Origin of the sequence: Bacillus sp. FSL K6-1012 (assembly GCF_037964915.1) — a bacterium.
In the GTDB taxonomy this organism is placed as follows: domain Bacteria; phylum Bacillota; class Bacilli; order Bacillales; family Bacillaceae; genus Bacillus; species Bacillus halotolerans.
The window spans coordinates 1,918,164-1,942,449 of the sequence record NZ_CP150175.1; the positions used below are offsets into that span (position 1 = coordinate 1,918,164).

General features: G+C 45.3%; 2 protein-coding genes. Both read left to right on the forward strand.

The features are described from left to right. Nucleotides 1-51: 51 nt before the first annotated feature. A complete protein-coding gene (locus tag NSS75_RS09795) occupies nt 52-16,533 on the forward strand; it encodes an amino acid adenylation domain-containing protein (RefSeq protein ID WP_339237609.1) in 16,482 nt (5,493 codons plus the stop codon). A 15-nt stretch (nt 16,534-16,548) separates the two neighbouring features. Beyond that, entirely contained in the window at nt 16,549-24,243 is a 7,695-nt protein-coding gene (locus tag NSS75_RS09800) for a beta-ketoacyl synthase N-terminal-like domain-containing protein (RefSeq protein ID WP_339237272.1), read from the forward strand. The last annotated feature ends 43 nt before the right edge of the window (nt 24,244-24,286 follow it).

Consider the following 24,286-nt stretch of genomic DNA (forward strand, 5'->3'; position numbering starts at 1 on the left):
TACAGATCAGGAGAATTAACGATTACTGAGGTAGAAGAGCATCTTCAAAGCATGAAGCGTCAGTTGAAAAGCCCGCTTTCAGAAGGTCAAAAAGGGTTATGGATGCTTCAAAAAATGTCTCCTGATATGGGTGCTTATAATATTCCTTTATGCTTTCGCGTCAGCAAAAAATTACATGTCGAGACGTTCAAGCAAGCCCTTCTGTTTGTACAGAAACAATATCCTGTTTTAACGAGTGTGATTCAAGAGGAAAATGGCATTCCATTTCAAACGGTTCAGCCGTCGCAGGCTCTTCATTTTGAGGAAGCGGATATCTCAGCTATGCATTCAGCTGAGGTATTGCCCTGCCTAAAAGAAAAAGCTAAAGAACCTTTTCATCTGGAAACTGGTCCGTTAATGCGCACATGTCTGTTTCATCAGTCAAACGAGGCATGCATTGTGCTTATCACGGTTCATCATATTATATTTGACGGTGTGTCAATGCTGACATTTATATCGACGCTTTTAGAGGCGTATCAACAATTGCTGCAAGGCGAAGAGTTGATGCTGCAGACTTTACCGGCCGATTATCCTGACTTTGTTGACTGGGAAAACCGTATGCTGGGCGCTAGAGAAGGGGCTGAGCATCTCGCTTATTGGAAAGAGCAGCTGTCCGGAACGCTGCCTATTCTTGAGCTGCCGGCCGACCGTCCCCGTCCTTCAGCACAAAAATATAAGGGGCAAGCTTACAAAAGCTTGCTCCCTCATAACCTGAGCAAGCAAATAAAGTCGTTAGCACGTTCTCATTATGTGAACGAATCTGTTGTGTACCTTTCTATTTATAAAGTGCTGCTGCATCACTATACAAAACAAAAGGACATCATTGTGGGAGTCCCAACAATGGGGCGGCCTGAAGACGGTTTTGAATCGATCATCGGGTACTTTATTAATATGATGGCTGTTCGGAGTAAAGAGATAGGAACCCAAACATTTCAAGAGTTCCTTCGAGACCTGCAGCTGACAGTGGCAGACGGACTTGACCATGCGGCATACCCGTTTCCGGCACTGGTAAGAGAACTGAATGTAGACCGCTCAGCAGCGGATTCTCCGATTTTTCAAACAGCCTTTCTCTACCAGAATTTCTTTCAGACAGCAGGCTTACAAAAAATGCTGGAACCATATCAAGCTCTTGGCATCAAATATATCGAAGACATTCGGCAAGAAGGGGAATTCGAGCTGGCGCTGGAAGTGTATGAACAAGAAAACGAAACAGTGCTTCATCTTCTGTATAACCCTGATATATATGAATTATCTACCATTGAAAGAATGATGGAGAACTACATCAAACTCACTGAAAACATCATTAACGATCCGTCTTTATCACTTGAAACATACTCTTTACAGTTAGATCAAGAACAAATCAGCTTGTTCGAGCAATGGAATGAGACAAAGACAAATGACTCCAAAGACAAGTGCATACATGAGATTTTTGAGGAAAAAGCGAAAAAAACCCCCGATGCGATAGCGGTCGTATTCGAAGAGGAGACTCTTACATATAAGGAATTAGATCAAAAAAGCACATCGCTGGCCATTTACCTTCAGGCACAGGGGGCTGGACCGGAACGACCGGTAGGGATTTGTGCAGAGCGTTCGTTTGATATGCTGATCGGAATTTTAGGGATTCTGAAAGCCGGCGGGGCGTATGTGCCTCTAGATCCGAACTTCCCTCAAGAACGATTAGCGTACATGCTCAAAGACAGTGAAGCGTCCATTGTCCTTACACAATCTAAAGCTCATGACAAAGTAAACAAATTAACTGATGACCATGTAAAAGTCATCAATATCGATTTGGCTTGCAGTCAAACGGACACAGCTCAACAAAAAAGTGGATTGAAACGAGAAGTCAAACCCCATCATCTCGCTTATATCATTTACACCTCGGGCAGTACCGGACAGCCTAAAGGAGTCATGGTAGAGCATCAGAGCATTATGAATACGCTGAATTTTCTTGAATCTCAGTATCCTGTCACTGCTGAGGACGCTTATTTATTAAAGACGAACTATGTTTTCGACGTATCCATATCGGAATTATTCGGCTGGTTTATCGGAAATGGCCGCCTTATTATTCTTCCGCCAGATGGAGAGAAATCACCGCAGCTGTGCATGGAGGTGATTGAAAAATATCAAGTGACCCATGTTAATTTTGTTCCTGCCATGCTGCATGTATTTTTAGAAACGGCGAAAGACAACAGGAAATTTACTGAAGAAGGACCAATCAAATACATGATGGTTGCAGGAGAAGCCTTTCCTAAGGAATTGGTGAAAAAGGCAGTATCCATCTTTAAAAACTGCCGTGTTGAAAATATTTACGGACCAACAGAAGCCTCCATTTACGCGACTTATTTCGGATGCGGAACAGGAGATATCGCCAGTCATCATACGCCAATCGGCAAGCCTGTATCCAATACGAAGATTTACATCGTGGACCAGCATTTGAAGCCTGTTCCGATCGGAAAACCTGGTGAGCTTTGTATCGCAGGCGACGGATTGGCAAGGGGCTATTATAACCAGCCCGGCCTGACAGCGGAAACATTTATTGACAATCCGTTTGAATCTGGGACCAAGCTTTATAAATCCGGTGATTCAGCAAGATGGCTGCCTGACGGCAATATTGAATATTTAGGCCGCATTGACAGCCAGGTTAAAATCCGAGGTTTCCGAATTGAATTAGGTGCAATAGAAACGAAACTGAGTGAATATCCGGGCATTTTAGATCAGGCAGTAGTGGTCAAACAGCTGGAAGGACATAAAAAGCTGGCTGCATATTATACGGAGCAAAATGGACATCCGCCTATCGATCCAAACGATTTGCGACGCTGCCTGAAATCCAGCCTGCCGGAATATATGATACCTGCGCACTTTATCCGCCTGGATGAGATGCCGTTAACACCAAGCGGGAAAGTGAACCGCAAGGAATTGGAACATCGGAAGGTCATTTTAAATGATAGAAAAACACAACACTTACAGTTATCAGAAGTAGAAGGCAAAGTGCAGCTCATTTGGGAGGATATGCTGAAAGTCAGCGGTTTTGGGCCAGAGGACGGATTTTTCGATGTGGGAGGCGATTCACTTCTTGCCGTGGCCGTGGCGGAACGAATCCAAAAAGAATTTGACTGTGAATTCAGTGTAACGGAGCTGTTCGAGTACGCCAATATCAGGGCCATCAGCCAATACATTATTGAAATGAAAAACACAGATACGGCGGCCATTCCTCAAAATGAAAGCAAGCAGAATGTGAAGAGGGTGAAACAAACGGAACAGCAAGCGCTGCCGCCGTATTTTGAAGACAGTATTGCCATTGTGGGAATCTCCTGCCAGTTTCCGGGGGCGAAAAATCATCATGAATTCTGGAATCAAATCAAAGAAGGCAAGGAAAGTATTCAATTTTTTTCAAAAGAAGAACTGCGAGAAAATGGAGTGCCTGAAGAATTAATTCAACATCCTGATTACGTTCCTGTGCAATCTGTAATTGAGGGAAAAGATTTGTTTGACCCAGGTTTCTTTCAGATCTCTCCTAAAGATGCTGAGTTTATGGACCCTCAGCTCCGTCTCTTATTGCTGCATTCATGGAAAGCAATTGAGGATGCGGGCTATGTGGCAAAAGAGATTCCGGAAACAAGTGTGTATATGTCTGCAAGCAACAATTCCTACAGAACGTTATTGCCGAAGGAGAGAACAGAAGGACATGAATCTCCGGATGGCTATGTCTCATGGGTATTAGCCCAAAGCGGAACGATCCCGACGATGATCTCGCACAAGCTCGGATTAAAGGGGCCAAGCTACTTTGTTCATTCCAATTGTTCTTCTTCACTAGTAGGTTTGTATCAAGCGTACAAAAGCCTAACAGCTGGTGAATCTGAATACGCGCTTGTTGGAGGCGCAACCTTGCACGCGCAGTCAGGAATAGGCTATGTGCATCAAAACGGATTGAATTTTTCAAGTGACGGGCATGTTAAGGCATTTGACGCTGCAGCTGACGGAATGGCTGGAGGAGAAGGTGTAGCTGTCGTCCTATTGAAAAAAGCTGTGGATGCGGTAAGAGACGGAGACCATATTTACGCCATCATGCGCGGAATAGGAATCAATAATGACGGAGCTGATAAGGCCGGCTTTTATGCTCCTAGCGTAAAAGGCCAAACAGAGGTCATACAGAGCGTATTGGACGAAACCGATATCCATCCTGAAACGATCAGCTACATTGAAGCACACGGTACAGGGACTAAATTAGGCGACCCTATTGAAATTTCTGCCTTAAACAAAGTGTACAAGCAATACACGGACAAAATACAATTTTGCGGAATCGGTTCGGTGAAAACCAATATCGGACATTTGGATACTGCCGCAGGGTTAGCCGGCTGCATTAAGGTTGCCATGAGCTTATCTCATAACGAACTTGCGCCAACTATCAATTGCCAGGAGCCGAATCCTAATATTCACTTTGACAGCTCTCCATTTTATGTTGTCCGCGAACGAAAATTATTACAGAAAAATCAAGGTGTACATCGGGCAGCGCTGAGCTCGTTTGGGCTTGGCGGAACGAACGCTCATGCCATATTCGAACAATATGAAAATGCCCAAGATACAAGAGCGGATAACGAAGGAAATCCTCCGTACCTCATTCCGGTATCGGCAAAGAACAGGGAGCGGCTGCAAGCATATGTAAAGGAACTGCTGACATTTGTCAGTCAAAATGATCTGACACAACACTCTTTAAGGGATTTGGCATACACCTTCCAGATCGGCCGGGAGGCGATGGACACAAGAGTTATTTTTATGGCGAGCGATTTGGAAGAATGGAAGCTGCAGCTGGAGCGTTTTGTGAATGGACAACCGTTGACAGAAGGCTGTATTCAAGGAGAAAAAACGCGAGTGAAATCCGCTGATCTCTTGCTTGGGGATGAGGAAACAGAAGAACTGGTTGCTTCATGGATGTCCAAAGGCAAACTGAAAAAGCTTGCCGAAGTGTGGGCCAAAGGTTTTCATGTTGAATGGCGCCAGCTTTACCCGAATGCGAAGCCGCGCCGCATGAGTCTGCCGACATATCCTTTTGCTGAAGAACGGTATTGGCCTGACATCAGCACGGGCAATCGTAAAACAGCTGAATCACGCTTGCATCCTTTGGTGCACCAGAATACATCTGTTTTATCGGAGCAGCGGTTCAGCTCCAGCTTCACAGGACAGGAGTATTTTATTGCTGAGCATATCATTAAAGGGATGGCGATTTTGCCTGCAGCTGTCACGCTTGAAATGGCAAGAGCCGCTATAGAACAAGGAATTGGCGGTTTAGATGATGATGAGGAATCCGGAATCCGCCTGAAACATGTGGTTTGGATGCGTCCGGTTGTAGCGGGAGATGAGCCGGTTACAGTAAACATCGGACTCTATGATGAAGACGGCGGACATATTCTTTATCGGATGTATGGTGAACCGGAATCCGCTGACGCAGACCCAATTGTATATAACCAGGGCATAGCGGAATTATTTCAGCCAAAGCATGCGGAGGTATTGGATCTAGAGGCGATAAAGAATCAATGTAATCAAGGCTTCATGGACACCTCCTTATTTTATGAAGGCATGATCGGAGCCGATTACGGTCCCGGATACAAGAGTGTGGAGACCGTTTATAAAGGAGACGGCCAGCTGCTCGCCAAATTATCGCTGCCGGGATCTGTCTCTCATACAGCAGCCGATTATGCTCTTCATCCAAGTTTATTGGATGGGGCGTTACAGGCGGCTGAATATTTGCAAAACGTCACCAGGGCGGAGCTTTCTGACAGTGAAGACTTTAAAGCTGCACTGCCATTTGCTTTAGAGGAGCTTGAAGTCTTTCATGAATGCGTTTCTGATATGTGGGTTTATGTTCAATTTAATTCAAAAAATAAACCTGGCGATCTGATACAGAAAGTTGATATTGACCTATGCGATGAGCATGGCAGCGTTTGTATACGGATGAAGGGGTTTTCGACGAGAGTGATGGAGGCTGACATACAAACAGAATCATCACATTCAGAAACCTTATTGCTTCAGCCCGTTTGGAAAGAACAAAAGGCTGGCGGAAAAGCGGATAAAGAATATGCAGAGCATCTCGTGTTCCTCTGTGAATGTGATCAGGACATGAGAAAAAAGATCGAAGCAGAAATGGAGCATGTCCATGTCTTCATCCTGGAAGCAAGGCCTGCTTCAGTGGATGGGCGTTTTCATTCGTATACGGAACAGGTGTTTAGAAAAGTGCAAGCGCTGATTCGCGAGAAACCGAAAGGAGATATTCTGATTCAGATCGTTACCTCTGCAGAAGGCGAGCAGCAATTGTTTTCTGGATTGACAGGGCTGCTGAAAACGGCCGAGTTAGAAACGGCTAAGCTGACCGGACAAATGATTGAAATCAGCAGTGAAGAAAGCGGGGAAAGTATCGCCCGCAAACTGAAAGAAAATCAAATAAGCAGCGGCACCCATATCAGATATCAAAACGGCACACGATTTATTGCAGATTGGAGTGAAATGAAAGCGGCAAGCCGTAACATCAGCATGCCGTGGAAAGACGGCGGCGTTTATCTCATCACAGGCGGTGCCGGTGGCTTAGGCCTTATGTTCGCAAAAGAAATTGCTGAACAAACGAAAAATGCGACAGTCGTTCTGACGGGCCGTTCACCTCTGAATGATAATAAAAGAGGGAAGATTGAAGAGCTTCGCGCTATAGGGGCCGAGATCACCTATCAGCAAATGGATGTTGCCGATAAAATCGCAGTGTACCAGTTAATGAACAATATCCAGAAAGAACATGGCCGTCTTGATGGCATTCTTCATAGTGCGGGAATTATTAAAGATAGCTATTTGGCCAAGAAATCAGCAGAAGATTTGCATGATGTGCTGGCGCCTAAAGTAAAAGGACTCGTTCACCTGGATGAAGCCAGCAAAGATTTGGCATTGGATGTTTTCATTCTCTTTTCATCTCTTTCGGGAAGTTTAGGCAGCATTGGTCAGGCTGACTATGCGGCAGCCAATGTATTTATGGATATGTATGCCGGATACCGCAGTACGCTAGCCGAACACGGTCAGCGGCATGGCAAAACGCTTTCTGTAAACTGGCCATTATGGAAAGAGGGCGGCATGAAGGTCGATCGTGAAACGGAGAAAAGACTTGTGCAGCTGGCCGGAATTGTTCCTCTGGAAGCAAAACAAGGCATACAGGCTTTTTATCAAGCGTTCAATAGTGAGGCAAGCCAAGTCATGGTGATGGAAGGCAACGTTCAGAAGATAAAACAAAACATGCTGTCAAAAACAGCCTCAGCACCTATTGAAAAGAGGGAAACAGAAAGCATGACTGAACCGGCAAAGAGCATTGACACAGGGAGTTTGCTGGATAAAGTAAAGGCGATGTTAAAGCGGGAGGTCGCCAAGCTATTAAAGGTTCCATTTGAAACGATTGATGACCATGCCGAAATGACGGTGTATGGGTTTGACTCCATTTCTATGACTGAATTCACCAACCATATCAATCGGGCATATAAACTGGCGCTGACGCCAACCGTCTTTTTTGACCATCCGACGATCCATGAGTTCGGCAAGCATTTGTCAGAAGAATATCAAGCGGTATTTGCGAAAACATTTGCTGTACGGACCAGGTCAAAGGTTCAGGCTCAGCCTGCATTTGAACAGGATAAAACCATACATGTCACCTCAAAAAGACGCCGAAAGCAGCCGGTTATGCTGCCGGCAACCATACAGAGTGAATCCGGTCCCGAGCCAATCGCAATCGTCGGAATAAGCGGCATTTTTCCTATGGCAAAAGATGTGGATGCCTACTGGAAGAACTTAAAAGAAGGCAAGGACTGCATGACGGAAATTCCGAAAGACCGCTGGGATTGGCGCGAATATGAAGGGGATCCTGCGAAGGAAGCCAATAAAACGAATGTAAGATGGGGAGGTTTTATTGACGGCATTGCGGAATTCGACCCATTATTCTTTGGCATTTCCCCGCGTGAAGCTGAACAAATGGAGCCACAGCAACGCTTATTATTGACTTACGCATGGAAAGCGATTGAAGATGCAGGGTATTCGGCAAAAAGTCTGTCAGGCACAAAAACAGGCGTATTCATCGGAACGGGAAATACAGGATACAGTTCTCTTTTATCTAAAGCGAACTCGGCAATAGAAGGGTCAGCGGCAGCTAACACGAGCCCGTCAGTCGGTCCGAATCGTGTCAGTTATTTCCTTAATCTGCATGGGCCGAGTGAACCTATTGATACGGCGTGCTCCAGTTCATTGGTAGCGATCCATCACGCCATTTCCTCAATCGAGGAAGGCACTTGTGACATGGCATTAGCCGGCGGCGTTAATACGATTATTCTGCCTGAGGTGTATATCAGCTTTGATAAAGCGGGTGCCCTGAGCAAAGAAGGCAAATGCAAGACGTTCTCAAATCGAGCTGATGGTTTTGCTCATGGGGAAGGAGCCGGCATACTGTTTCTGAAGAAGTTAAAAGCGGCCGAGGAAGCGGGAGACCATATTTATGGGGTGATAAAAGGAAGCGCAGTGAACCACGGGGGGCGTGCGGCGTCTTTAACGACGCCTAATCCGAAGGCCCAGGCGGAAGTCATTCAAACGGCATTCCAAAAGGCGGGAATCGATCCCAAAACGGTGACGTACATTGAGGCGCACGGAACAGGTACGGAACTTGGAGATCCGGTTGAAATTAACGGATTGAAAGCGGCTTTTAAAGGGCTGGGTGTAAAAGAAGGAGACACTTCTGCTAATCATTATTGCGGCCTTGGTTCAGCGAAGACAAACATCGGTCATTTATCGCTTGCAGCCGGTGCAGCAGGAATTATTAAAATTTTAATGCAGCTTAAACACAAAACCTTAGTGAAAAGTCTCCATTGCGAGACTGTCAATCCGTATATTCAGCTTGAAAACAGCCCATTTTATATCGTTCGGGAAACAGAAGAATGGAAAGCGCTACAGAATGAGCAGGGGCAGGAGCTGCCTCGCCGTGCAGGCGTCAGTTCATTTGGTATCGGCGGGGTAAATGCCCACGTGCTCATCGAGGAATATATTCCGAAGGCGGACGCTGGCAACATACCGTCGATTACTTCTGAACATCCAGGTATTTTCGTCCTATCAGCTAAAAATGAAGCAAGACTGAAAGAATACGCACAGCAGCTGGCTGAAGCGTTAGACCAGCATATTTACAAAGACGAAGATCTCGCAAATATTGCTTATACGCTGCAAGCCGGGCGAGACGCGATGGAAGAACGGCTGGGGATCATTTCCGGGTCAATTGAGGATTTGCAAGACAAGCTAAAAGACTATGCAGCCGGCAAAAATAATGTGGAGGATGTATATAGAGGGCGGATTGATAAAGGAACGCTGCAAATGCTGACGGAAGATGAAGAAATTCAAGAAGCGGTTGAAAAATGGATGGAGCGCGGAAAGTATGCAAAATTGCTGGAATTATGGGTGAAAGGGCTTGATGTGGACTGGGCGAAGCTGTATGGCGAGAATGAGCCGCATCGCATTAGCTTGCCGACATATCCGTTTGCGAAAGACCGTTACTGGATTTCTGATTATGTCGCAAATAGGGGAAGCCTTGAAGCCCACAAAAAAGCATCTCACATCAGCGCATCTGTGTTACATCCATTAATGCATCAAAACACTTCGAATCTCTCGGAACAGCGGTTTAGCTCAATCTATACGGGAGAAGAGTTTTTCCTTGCAGATCATGTTGTCAAAGGCCAACGGATCTTGCCGGGAGTGGCCCATCTTGAAATGGCGCGGGCTGCCATTGAGCAGGCTGCCGAGGTACAAAACGGTCAGTATCGCATTACGCTCAAAAACACAGTGTGGGTGCGGCCGATTGTAGTCGGGGAGCAGCCGGTGCAAGTACACATCAGGCTTTTTCCGGAGGAGCATGGTGACATTACGTATGAAATCTACGGCAACCCGGAAATAGCCGGTGACAAACCAATAGTATACAGTCAAGGCGGGGCTGAATTACATCCTGCTGCGGATACGCCGGTCATTGATGTAGCATCCCTGCGCGAGAAGTGTCAGCAAACTCATTTCTCCGTAAACGAAGTATACGACACCTATAAAATGATTGGTTTTGACTACGGTCCAGCTTATCGCGGTGTAGAAAAGATTTATACAGCTGAACATTTTGTATTGGCAAGATTGTCATTGCATCCTTCTGTTTTAGATACAATTGGCCAATTCAGCATGCATCCGGGTCTGATGGACTCCGCTTTACAGGCATCCAGCATTTTGACAGGCGCAGGAAATAACCGGCTGACGCTGCCTTTTGCGGTTCAAGAGCTTGAAGTCTTCGGGACATGCTCCTCGAACATGTGGGTATACGCCAGATTCAGTGAAGGCAGCAAAGCGACTGATAAGGTGCAAAAACGGGATATCGATATCTTAGATGAGAACGGCAATGTTTGCGTACGGTTAAAAGGTTTGTCATTCAGAGCGGCAGAAAGCGACCCTAGATCAGCAGAGTCTGACCAAACAATGGAAACTTTGATGTTTGAGGAAAAATGGATGTCTAAGGAGATCGACAAAGACGGTCTGGAACCAGAATATGAACGGCATATTATCATGCTTTGTGAAATGAACGGACTCACAAAAGACAGTATTGAATCAAAGCTCAAAGGAGCGGAATGTATAGTATTAGAGTCTTATCGGGAGGGTCTGGCAGAGCGATTCCAAGATTATGCCGAACAAGCGCTTGAGACGATACAGAGTATCCTCAAAAGCAAGCCGCAAGGCCATGTTCTGATCCAAATGCTTACCTCAGCGCAAAGAAAGCATTACTCTTTCTCAGGACTTTCGGCGCTCCTTAAAACGGCCGGGCTGGAGAATACAAAGCTGATCGGCCAGACGATTGAAATCGATACAAACGAAACTATGAATAGGATCGCAGAGATAGTCCAAGAGAATAAAAGAAACGCAGGAGATCAGCGCATTAAATATGAAAAAGGCAAACGGTACATCAATGAATTAAATGAAATTCATACGCCTGACCGTGAAATCAGATTGCCGTGGAGGGATCAGGGTGTGTACCTCATCACAGGCGGCGCAGGAGGACTTGGATTTATTTTTGCGAAAGAAATTGCAAGCCAAGTCAAACAGCCTGTTTTGATTCTTACAGGCAGGTCCGCGCTTAGCGCTGATCAGCAATTACAGCTTAGCGAACTGCAGCGTTTAGGTGCTCGTACAGAGTACAGACGGGTTGATGTGACTCAAACGGAGGCTGCGTCCGAGTTAATCACAAGGATCACAGCTGATTATGGCGACTTGCATGGTGTGATTCACAGTGCTGGACTGCTTAAAGACAACTATCTCATGAATAAAACAAATGAAGAACTTAAGCAGGTCCTCGCTCCTAAGGTAAAAGGGCTCGTAAATGTGGATAAGGCAACCGAGCATCTCGCGTTAGATTTCTTTATCCTTTTCTCTTCCATATCTAGTATCACCGGCAGCGCGGGACAGGCGGATTATGCGATGGCTAATGCATTTATGGACAGCTATGCCGCTTATCGTAATGCGCTTGTGACCGCCATGTACAGACACGGCCAAACATTGTCGATCAATTGGCCGCTGTGGAAAGAGGGCGGCATGCGTGTAAATAAAGAAACTGAAAAAATGACAATGAAAAATACGGGCGTTACGGCTATGCGAACCGAAACCGGCATTCAGGCACTTTATAAAGGATTGGCTTTTGATAAAGATAACGTCATTGTCATGGAAGGTATCAGAGACATGATGAGAGAAAAGCTGTCTCAAAAGCAGCCTTCTGAAGATGTTCCGAATAAACCAGCGCAAGAACCGGTGACCCAGAAAGCAATAATGGATCAAGACAGCTTATTGGACCAAATACAAGACATTTTAAAGCAAGCAATCTCTCAATTGCTCAAAATCAAAACTGAAGAGATTGATCCGGATATGGAGTTTAATCAATATGGATTTGATTCAATCACTTTGACTGAATTCGCTAATATATTGAATGAACAATACAAGCTGGATCTGACCCCTACAATTTTCTTTGAGCATGCAACTGTTTCTGCATTTGCCGCGTATTTATCAGCAGAATATCAAAATACATTCTCGGCGCAATTTGCAGTACCTGTCAAGGAGGATCTGCCTGTACAGCCTGCGGAAAAAGCCATGAGAGACATCAGGTTTTCAACCGAAAACCGTTTTGGCAAACCAAAGGAGCCGCCAGTGAAGAAGGCAGCCGAGCATGCGCCTGAGCCCGAACCTATTGCCATTGTAGGGATGAGCGGAGTCTTCCCAAAAGCAAAGGATGTTGAGGAGTACTGGATGAATTTGAAAGAAGGGACAGATTGTATAACAGAGGTTCCAAAAGACCGCTGGGATTGGCGTGAGTACTACGGAGACCCGCTAAAAGAAGCAAATAAAACGAACGTCAAATGGGGCGGTTTTATTGATGGAGTAGCCGACTTTGATCCGTTGTTCTTCGGCATTTCTCCGCTGGAGGCTGAGCAGATGGAGCCTCAGCAGCGTCTATTAATGACCTATGCTTGGAAAGCGATAGAAGAAGCGGGACATTCAGCCCAAAGCTTATCAGGAACCAAAACGGGCTTATTCATCGGTACTGGAAACACGGGATACAGCTCTCTTCTCTCAAATGTAGCTATCGAAGGCTCAGCAGCTGCTAATATGAGTCCTTCTGCCGGACCGAATAGAGTCAGTTATTTTCTGAACATTCATGGACCGAGCGAACCGATTGACACGGCATGTTCAAGCTCACTGGTCGCCATTCATCATGCAGTTTGTGCAATTGAAGCTGGAAACTGTGAAATGGCGATCGCGGGAGGCGTCAACACGGTTGTAACACCGCAAGGCCACATTGCCTACGATAAAGCAGGGGCTCTGAGCAAAGAAGGAAAATGCAAAACGTTCTCTGATAAAGCCGATGGATTTGCGGTCAGTGAAGGTGCAGGCATCCTCTTCCTGAAAAAACTAAAGGCGGCGGAACGCGACGGCGATCATATTTACGGTGTGATCAAAGGAAGTGCGGTAAATCACGGAGGCCGCGCGAATTCTCTGACGACTCCTAATCCGAAGGCTCAGGCAGAAGTCGTAAAAACCGCTTATATGAAGGCGGGAATCGATCCGAGAACTGTGACGTATATTGAAGCGCATGGAACCGGAACGGAACTTGGCGATCCGGTAGAAATTAACGGGCTGAAGGCTGCATTTAAAGAACTGTACGAGAAAACGGGAGATCCTTCTGTTCATGCCAGCCATTGCGGACTGGGTTCAGCGAAGACAAACATCGGCCATTTATCGCTCGCAGCCGGTGTAGCCGGTGTCATCAAAATCCTGTTGCAGCTAAAACACAAAACGCTGGTAAAAAGTCTGCACAGTGAGACGATCAATCCGTATATCAGATTGGAAGACAGCCCATTTTATATCGTGCAGGAATCCAGAGAATGGAAATCACTGCGGGATGAAAACGGACGGGAGCTGCCTCGCCGAGCCGGAGTCAGTTCATTTGGCATAGGCGGTGTCAATGCCCATGTGGTCATTGAGGAATATATTCCAAAAGAAACTGCTCCATCTGAACAAGCGCCAGCAGTGACATCACAGAACCCGGGAATCTTTGTCTTGTCGGCAAAGGAAGAAGATCGCCTGAAGGACCAAGCACAGCAATTGGCGGATTTTATCAGCAAACATTCAATCTCAGATCGTGATCTCACTGATATTGCTTATACACTCCAAGAGGGGCGCGATGCAATGGAGGAGAGATTAGGGATTATCGCTGTCTCGGTTCAAGATTTGCTGGAGAAACTGTACCTCTTTATAGAAGGACAAACCAATGCGACCAACATGTATAGAGGCAGGGCGAATAAAGGGATATTACAGACACTCAGGTCAGACGAAGACATTCAGAAAACACTCAAAAATGACTGGGGACCCGAAGTTTATACAAAACTGGTTGAATTATGGGTAGCAGGATTAAAAATAGATTGGAACAAACTGTACAGCGGCAAACTGCCTAACCGCATCAGCTTGCCGACCTATCCATTTGCAAAAGAGCGCTACTGGATATCGGATATGAAAGAGGAGGCAATCACGCAAAAGGCACCGACAAAAACTGTCGATACAGCAGTTTTGCACCCATTAGTACAAACCAACACTTCTGATTTGACAGAGCAGCGTTTCAGCTCAATCTTTACAGGCGCTGAGTTCTTTTTCAACGACCACAAGGTGAAGGGAAAGCCGGTCATGCCGGGGGTCGCGTATCTTGAGATGGTGCATGCAGCCATTTCGCAGGCAGTGCGAGGGCTCAAAGATCATCAATCTGTCATTCATATAAAAAATGTTGTTTGGGTGCAGCCGATTGTGGCGGACGGTCAGCCTGTCCAAGTGCATATCAGTCTTGAACCTCAGCACGATGGTGAAATTGCTTTTGAAATCTTTACAGAAGACGGTGAGAGCGCACGAAAGGTACACAGTCAGGGCAGTGTTGAGATAAGAGAAGCAGGAAACATTCCTTCTCATAATATCAGCGCGCTGCAATCGCAATGCAGTCAAAGCATACTGTCAAATGAACAGTGCTATGAGTTATTTAAAGCGATCGGCATAGAATACGGGCTTGGTTTTCAAGGAATACAGCAGCTTTACATTGGCCGCAATCAAGCGTTGGCAGAGCTTTCGCTGCCGTCTGGTGTATCTCAAACGCTGAACGAATTTATTCTTCATCCAAGTATGACGGATTCTGCTTTACAGGCTTCGATCGGGTTAAAGCTGAATTCCGGAGATGAACAGCTTTCATTGCCTTTTGCACTGCAGGAGCTTGAGGTATACAGCCCATGTACAGAAAACATGTGGGTCTCTGTCGCCTCGCGTCCAAACGAGGACAGAATACAACGGCTGGATATTGATCTATGTGATGAACAAGGCCAGGTATGTGTAAGAATCAAGGGCATCTCCTCAAGAGTGATAGAAGAAGACATACAACGCCCGGAAAAAATAAAACCATCTGACAGCAAGGCGTCTCTTAATGGAGCGCTTCTAATGGCACCGGTATGGGATCAAGTGCAAACGGAGAATAGCAGGATCATTCCGTCTGCTGATGAGCGTGTTGTCATTCTAGGTGGGGATGAAAACAGCAGAAACGCTGTACAAAGACAGTTCCCGCTTGCCAAAGAGCTGCACATCAAGCCGCATGATTCTATTCATCAGTTGGCAAACGAGCTTGAAGCATTAGGGGCATTTGACCATATTGTGTGGATTTCTCCTTCCCATATTGCGGAGTGCGAAATCGGTGATGACATGATTGAAGCCCAAAACCAAAGCGTTATGCAACTGTTCAGGCTCATTAAGGCGATGCTTTCTTTAGGCTATGGAGAGAAGACGATAAGCTGGACGGTCGTGACAGCGAATACGCAATGTGTTGGTCAGCATGACATTGTCAATCCAATTGATGCCGGTCTTCACGGTCTGATCGGCTCGATGGCAAAAGAATATACAAATTGGCAGACAAAACTGATCGATGTAGATCGAAATAAGGATTGGCCGGTGGCTGAAATCTTTTCCCTGCCTTTCGACCAAGAGGGAAATACTTGGGCGTATCGGAACAAAACCTGGCACAAACAGCGTCTGATCCCTGTACACAGCAATCAGCCTGTGCACACCAAGTATAAACACGGAGGCGTTTATGTGGTCATAGGCGGTGCGGGCGGAATTGGAGAAGCTTGGAGCGAATATGTGATTCGAACATACCAAGCGCATGTCGTTTGGATTGGCAGAAGAACAAAAGATGCATCCATTCAAAGCAAGCTGGACAGACTTGCGCGTTTAGGGCCGGCTCCGTTTTATATCGAAGCTGATGCCGCAAACCGAGAGGACTTGGAACGCGCTTATGCAGCCATCAAACAAATACATCGGGAAATCAACGGAATCATTCATTCTGCCATCGTTTTGCAAGACCAAAGCCTGATGAATATGGACGAGGAACGTTTCAGAAATGTTCTTTCTGCAAAAGTGGATGTAAGTGTGCAAATGGCTCAAGTCTTCCAGAAAGAGCCGTTGGACTTTGCTTTGTTTTTCTCTTCCGTACAATCATTTGCAAGAGCTTCAGGACAGAGCAATTATGCTGCCGGCTGCAGCTTTAAGGATGCTTTTGCTCATCGGCTTTCACAAGTATGGCCTTGTACAGTAGCTGTGATCAATTGGAGTTATTGGGGCAGCATTGGTGTTGTTTCCTCACCTGATTATCAGCGAAGAATGGCGCAGGCGGGCATAGGCTCCATTGAAGCCCCTGAAGCGATGGAAGCGTTGGAACTGCTGCTCGGGGGGGCGCTGAAACAGCTTGTGATGATGAAGATGGCAGACTGCGAAACGGGCAATGACTCAGGACAGAATGACGAAACAATTGAGGTGTATCCGGAAACTCACAGCTCCGCCATTGAGAAACTGCGAAGCTATCACCCGGGAGACAGCACAAAGATACAACAACTGTTATAGGAGGGGAAAGCGCCAATGCGAAACACAGAAGACATTCTCTGTAAGATGCTGTTAGCACAATTGCAGTCCATAGGATTTTTTAAGGAAAATAAGCCCCAGCCGGTGCTGCATAATTTCTATGGCAGATGGTTTGAGGAGAGCCTATCGATTTTGGAGCGGCATGGTTTTCTTCAACAAACGGCAAATGGATACTCCGTAACCCGCTCAACAGAGGACATAAATGAATTGTGGAACGAATGGGATGAAAAAAAAGCAGACTTGCTTCAAGACAGTAACATGAAAGCCATGGTGGTGTTAGTAGAGACTGCACTTAAAGCCTTGCCGGATATTCTGACCGGCAAGGCATCTGCCACCGATATCCTTTTTCCGAACTCATCTATGGAATTAGTGGAAGGAATCTATAAAAACAATCAAGTCGCAGACTATTTTAACGATGTGCTGGCAGACACCTTGGCTGCCTTTATGCAGGAGCGTCTAAAGCAAGAGCCTGAAGCAAGGATTCGTATACTAGAAATCGGAGCAGGAACAGGCGGTACAAGCGCTGCGGTTTTTCAAAAAATGAAAGCCTATCAGTCACATATAAAAGAATATTGCTATACAGATCTCTCCAAGGCGTTTTTACTGCATGCGGAAAAAATGTACGGTCCGGACAACCCTTATCTGACGTATAAGGTATTTAATGTGGAAGAGCCGGCGGCTGAACAACATATAGAAGCGGGCGGATATGATGTGATTGTCGCTGCAAATGTGCTTCATGCGACGAAAAATATCCGGCAGACATTGAGAAATGCCAAAGCGGTTTTGAAGAAAAACGGCCTGCTCCTTCTGAATGAGATTAATGACCATAATATATATTCACACCTGACCTTTGGCTTGTTAGAGGGCTGGTGGCTGTATGAAGATCCTGATCTGCGTATCCCGGGCTGCCCCGGTTTATATCCAGACTCATGGAAAATGGTGCTTGAGAGTGAGGGCTTTCGTTATGTTTCCTTTATGGCTGAACAATCACATCAGCTCGGCCAGCAGATCATCGCAGCGGAAAGTGACGGAATCGTCCGTCAAAAAACACGAACAGAAAAACCAGCAGAAGAAATTATAGATTACCATCTAGATGAACATCATTCTCAAACGAAGGATAGTGATGAGGATTCTCTTCTTGAACAAACGACACAATTTGTGAAACATACGTTAGCAAAATCAATAAAACTATCACCGGAGCGTATACATGCAGAAACAACGTTTGAGAAGTATGGAATCGATTCTATTTTGCAGGTGAATTTTATTCGTGAGTTAGAAAAACTGACGGGTGAGCTTCCGAAAACAATTTTATTTGAACACAGCAATACGAAAGAACTCGTCGATTTTCTGATAAAGGAGCATGAAGGGAAGCTGCGGACATCACTGCTGAAAGAAAAATCACAGCCCGCAAATAAAGAAACTTCTATTCAAGCGAAGCCAGTAAAATCTGAACAGCCGTTTACATATCAAACGCGCCGTTTTAGCGGAGACCAGCAGCTAATTAAAACTCAGCAAGCAAAGGCGAATCCAAAATCAGAAACCGAAACAGCGAAAAACGTAAAGGCACTCCCTTCTCATAGAACCACACCGAATCATTACGGCACAGAAGATATTGCAATTATCGGCATAAGCGGACGTTATCCGATGTCTGAAAACGTAGAAGAGCTCTGGGAGCATTTAATAGCTGGGGATAATTGTATTACAGAGGCTCCGCAATCAAGATGGCGGACATCTTTAGTAAACACTTTATCGAAAGAATCATTACAATCGTCAGATAAGAAGCGCTACGGCGGATTTTTAAAAGACATACATGCGTTTGATCATCATCTTTTTGAAGCGGATCAGAATCAAGTAATGGAAATGACGCCGGAACTTCGTTTATTTTTAGAAACCGTCTGGGAAACATTTGAGGACGGCGGCTATTCTCAAATCCGATTAAATGAACTGCAGGACAACGGAACGGGAGTAGGTGTCTTTGTTGGAAATATGTATAATCAGTATTTTTGGAATATCCCTTCATTAGAACAAGCGGTGCTGAGCTCTAATGGCGGAGATTGGCATATTGCAAATCGCGTTTCTCATTTTTTTAACCTGACAGGACCAAGTCTGGCTGTCAGCTCCGCATGCTCCAGTTCTTTAAACGCAATCCATCTTGCATGTGAGAGTTTGAAACTGAAAAACTGTTCGATGGCAATAGCCGGCGGTGTCAATTTAACACTGGATCTCTCTAAATATGATGCGCTGGAGCGCGCAAATCTTTTAGAGAACGGAAATCAAAGCAAGAGCTTTGGCACAGGAAGCGGGCTTATTCCGGGTGAAGGCGTCGGAGCCGTCCTGCTAAAACCGCTCTCTAAGGCGATAGAAGATCACGACCATATTTATGCCGTCATCAAAAGCAGCTTTGCCAATCATAGCGGGGGAAGGCAGATGTATACAGCGCCAGATCCGAAGCAGCAAGCTGCATTAATCTCCAAGTCCATTCAGCAATCCGCCATTGATCCGGAAACAATCGGCTATATAGAATCTGCGGCAAATGGTTCAGCATTAGGTGACCCGATTGAAGTAATCGCACTATCTAATGCATTTCAACAGTATACAAATAAGAAACAGTTTTGTGCGATAGGCTCTGTAAAATCGAATCTTGGACATTTGGAGGCGGCTTCCGGCATTTCTCAGCTCACGAAAGTTCTGTTGCAGATGAAAAAGGGGACGCTTGTGCCGACGATTAATGCCACCCCTGTCAATCCAAATATTAACCTGGAAAACACAGCATTTTATCTGCAAAAACGAACGGAGCCGTGGCAGCGGTTAAAAGATCCCGATACAGGAAAGCATCTGCCCAGAAGAAGCATGATTAATTCTTTCGGAGCGGGAGGGGCCTATGCGAATCTCATTATAGAAGAATTTATCGGCGCTGCAACTGAGCAGCAACATCCAGTGCCTCACCAGCAGGAATATCTGGCCGTTTTTTCTGCGAAAACGAAATGGAGCCTGCTCAGCTATCTTGAAAAACTGCGAGTGTTTTTAGAAAAAAAACCATCTTCTTCTATTGGAGCAGTTGTACGCTCACTGCACAGGATCAACCATGACTTAGAACATCGGGCTGCATTTTCGGTATCGTCGACGCAGGAATTGATTGAAAAACTAAAGATTTTCCAAAAAACAAAAGAAAGCTCACTCCAAGATGGTATCTATACATCCTTTGATTTACAATCAGATGCGATTTCTACAAATGCAGGGTCAGCCCATGAAGAAACAAGCTTAACCGCACAGCAATGGGCTGTGGGGGCTTCGATTCATTTTGACCATATACATCAAGGGAATGAAACTGGCTGGATCAATCTGCCTCACTATGCATTTGACCATCAAACAGTCTTTCAATTCGGTGCCCTGCCTCATGAAGAAGGGAAAAGGCATGATGAGCAAACGGTTAATCATCCGCTGATACAAGATTCATTCGTATACGATGAGCCTTACGTTCAAGGCCATGTGTTCAACAAAGAACGGGTGCTCGTCGGTGCAACCTATGCAAGTCTTGCGATTGACGCATTTTTTGAAATGTTTCCTGAGGAAATCAGCGGCCGTATCAGTAAATTAAGTTATCTAAACCCTGTTGTCATAAACCAAGGGCAAACAATTGAAGTGAAAGCTGATCCTCTTCAGAAAGATCATGCAATCGATTTGCAAATCATGTATCGTGAGCGGGCATCTGAAACTTGGAAGCCTGCCGCAATCGGGCAATGCCAAAAAGATCATTTTGAAACAAAAAAAGTAAACATCGAAAGCGTAAAACGTTCGTTAACAGAGCTGGATCATATTGACCAAATGTATCAAACCATCGACGGCGGCGCTGAGTGGGGAGACTTATATAAAACCATCACTCATCTGTACAGAGGCAATAATTCAATCCTTGCAAAAGTGCGTTTGTCTCAAAACGGCATGGCAAATGCGCATCATTACACTGTCAGCCCATTGATTACAAACAGTGCTTACCTGGCAATTCTCAGTTTCATAGAACAAATAGACATAGAGGGGCATTTCTTGCCATTTGGAATCAACGATATTCAATTCACAAAAAATAAAATAAGAGAAGATTGCTGGCTTTTGATTACTTTGGTTAAGAATACCGGTGAAATGCTGCTGTTTGACATAGATGTGATGAATGAAGCGTCAGAAACGGTGATGCGCTATTCAGGTTACTCTTTAAAGCAATTCCGCTTAACAGATCGAGGAAGCAAAGAGGAAAATCAGGAAGTTCAAATACACGATATAAGAGACCGTATTCGAAGCTATATCACAGATAAACTGGCTGATAAGGCGGCCAATCCATCAAAACTGTCTCTTGCAAAAGTTCATATCATGGATTTGGGGATCGATTCTTCCCAATTGATTGCGTTGACAAGAGAGCTGGAATCAGCGACAAAGATTGAGCTAAATCCTACATTGTTTTTTGAATATCCGACTCTTCAAGAACTGGCCGACTTTTTTGCCGAGAAACATGAAAAATCCTTTGTTCAATTGTTTGGAGGGGTCAAGCAACAGCAGAAATCCCCGAATATAAAAGAAAATAAAATAATGCAAATGCAAACCTATGAAAGAAAGACGGATGAAACAAAAGAATATACGGCAGACGGTATAGCCATTATCGGCATGTCAGGGCAGTTTCCAAAAGCAAACAATGTAACGGAATTTTGGGATAACCTGGTTCATGGGAGGAATTGTATTTCTGAAGTGCCGGAAGAACGCTGGGATTGGCGAAAATATACCGAAAATACTGATGGGAAGCAGTCAAGCCTTCAATGGGGCGGGTTTATAGAAGGCATAGGTGAGTTTGACCCGCTGTTTTTCGGCATTTCACCGAAAGAAGCAGCGACAATGGATCCCCAGGAGTTTCTGCTTTTGACACATGCGTGGAAGGCGATGGAAGACGCCGGTATAACAGGCCAAGCCTTATCCAGCTGCCCGACAGGAGTTTTTGTCGCAGCCGGCAATACCGATGCGGCTGTGATTCCTTCCTTAATGCCAAACCGTATTTCCTATGCACTGAATGTAAAAGGGCCAAGTGAATATTATGAGGCTGCCTGTTCCTCAGCTCTTGTCGCTTTGCACAGAGCGATTCAATCCATTCGAAACGGCGAATGTGAGCAAGCCATTGTTGGCGCTGTGAACCTTCTGCTCTCACCAAAGGGCTTTATCGGCTTTGATTCAATGGGATATTTGAGTGCGGAAGGAAAAGCCAAGTCCTTTCAAGCAGAGGCGAATGGATTTGTTCGAAGTGAAGGTGCAGGGGTTCTCATCATTAAACCTTTACAAAAAGCCATTGAAGACTCTGATCATATTTATTCTGTCATTAAAGGGACAGGTGTATCGCATGGCGGCAGGGGAATGTCACTGCACGCGCCTAATCCGATCGGAATGAAGGATGCGATGAAGAAGGCTTATCAAGGGTCGCAAGTTGATCCGAAAACGGTGACTTATATAGAAGCGCACGGGATCGCCTCGCCAGTGGCTGACGTTATAGAAGTGGAAGCGTTGAAATCGGGATACAGACAGCTCGAATCGGAGCATTCACACCAATTGCAAGGAGAAATGCCATGTTACATCAGCAGCTTAAAGCCGAGCATCGGGCATGGAGAACTGGTCTCAGGCATGGCTGCTCTTATGAAAGTCAGCATGGCGATGCAGCATAAAACAATACCTGGTATTCCCGGTTTTGATTCATTGAATGATCAGGTGTCAATAAAGGAAACGCGTTTCCGGATGATTGACAGAAACCAGCAGTGGGAAGAAATACAGGATGATGCTGGCAGAACGATACCACGCAGAGCAAGCATTAATAGCTATGGTTTTGGAGGAATAAACGCGCACATCATCTTAGAAGAATATGTTCCTTCTAATACAGAACCAGCAATTGAACATACAGATGAGCCGCACATTGTGGTGCTTTCTGCAAAAAACCAAGACAGACTAAGAGCCGTTGTTCAACAGATGCTTGACTATGTAAAACAGCAAAAAGAACTGTCTTTACAAAATTACGCTTACACACTTCAAGTCGGACGAGAAGAGATGAGTGACCGGATGGCCTTGGTCATCCGCAGTAAGGATGAACTCGTACTCGGATTGGAAGAGTACTTAACAGCTGCGGAAAAAGCCGAAAAGCCGAAAAGCACTGTACCTTGCTTTATCGGAAATTCAGAAGAAGGCTTGTCAGATATCGGCGCCTTGCTTGAGGGAACATTGGGCGATATCGTGATGCAGACACTATTGTCTGAAAACCATCTTGAAAAGATCGCGTTTTGCTGGGCAAAAGGAGTGCAAATTCCATGGGAGCAGCTTCATCGAGGAAAAGGTGCGCGGAGAATATCATTGCCCGCCTATCCGTTTGAAAAAAGAAATTGCTGGAATGACTTTCTATCACCAGAAATAGCACCTGCTTTTTCAAATGCTGAGATTCCCCTTCACAAAAGAAACGATATTCAAATGATATCTGATGTATTGGGCATGACGCCTGAAGAATTAAATCCTCAAAAGGCATTACAAGATTACGGGTTTGATTCTATCGTTTGTATACAGTTATTGCAGCAATTGCAAGCAGAAGCTGGCCTGTCAATCAGCCTGGCAGAGCTGCAAACGTGTCAAACCGTGCAGAATATGGTGGACTTGATAGCAACGAAACGGGAAAACACAGTACAAGACCAGTCAGTCCAGACTGTCAGCCGGTCATTTCCGGAATTAATACCGTTAAACGATGGCAAGCGGGGGCGCCCTGTATTTTGGTTTCATGGAGGAGTAGGCGGTGTAGAAATCTATACGCCATTTGCGAAGAAAAGCCAGCGTCCTTTTTACGGCATTCAAGCCAGGGGCTTTATGACAAATCATGCTCCTTTACACGGAATTGAACAAATGGCTTCCTATTATATAGACATTATGCGATCCGTACAGCCGGAAGGCCCTTATGATGTAGGCGGATATTCCTTAGGCGGACTGCTCGCATATGAAGTAACACGCCAGCTGCAAAGCCAGGGGCTTGCTGTAAAAAGCATGGTCATGATTGATTCCCCTTACAGTCCTGGACGTGAACAAAATGAGTCTTCTGTAAAAACGTCAATGCTTCAAACGATAAATACGATGCTTGCATCTATTGTTCAGCCGGAAAAGCTTACAGACGTTCTCATCAGCCGTGAAGAGGTAGATGTTGACAGAGAGGAAGAGGAATTTTTAACTGAACTGATTGGTTTAGCAAGAAAGCGGGGATTAAACAAACCGGAGAAGAGAATACGGACTCAGCTTAACCAAATGGTCAAAGCTCAGCATGCTTATGAATTTGAGGCGTACACTGTGCAGCCGCTTGTGGATCCTGAAGCGGTAAAATGTTATTATTTCCGCAATAAAAGCAGGTCATTCCTTGGCGACTTGGACATTTACTTTACCATTTTAAATGAAAAAATACCGTTGGATGATACTGCCTACTGGGAGGAATGGGAGCGGCAAATCCCTCAATTCCATCTGGTGGATGTCGATTCCAGCAATCACATGATGATGTTAACAGAATCTAAAGCGTCCAGCGCCATGCTGGAGTTTTGTGAAAAACTATACTCAAACAGAGGCGTAGTAAACGCGAATTTCCTTAAGGCTTTTCGCAAAAAACATGAAGCCAGCGAAGAAAACGCTGATGAATTGGTAAAGCGCTGAGGAAATATAAAATCCCCCTTTAAAAGGGGGATTTTTATCTGCT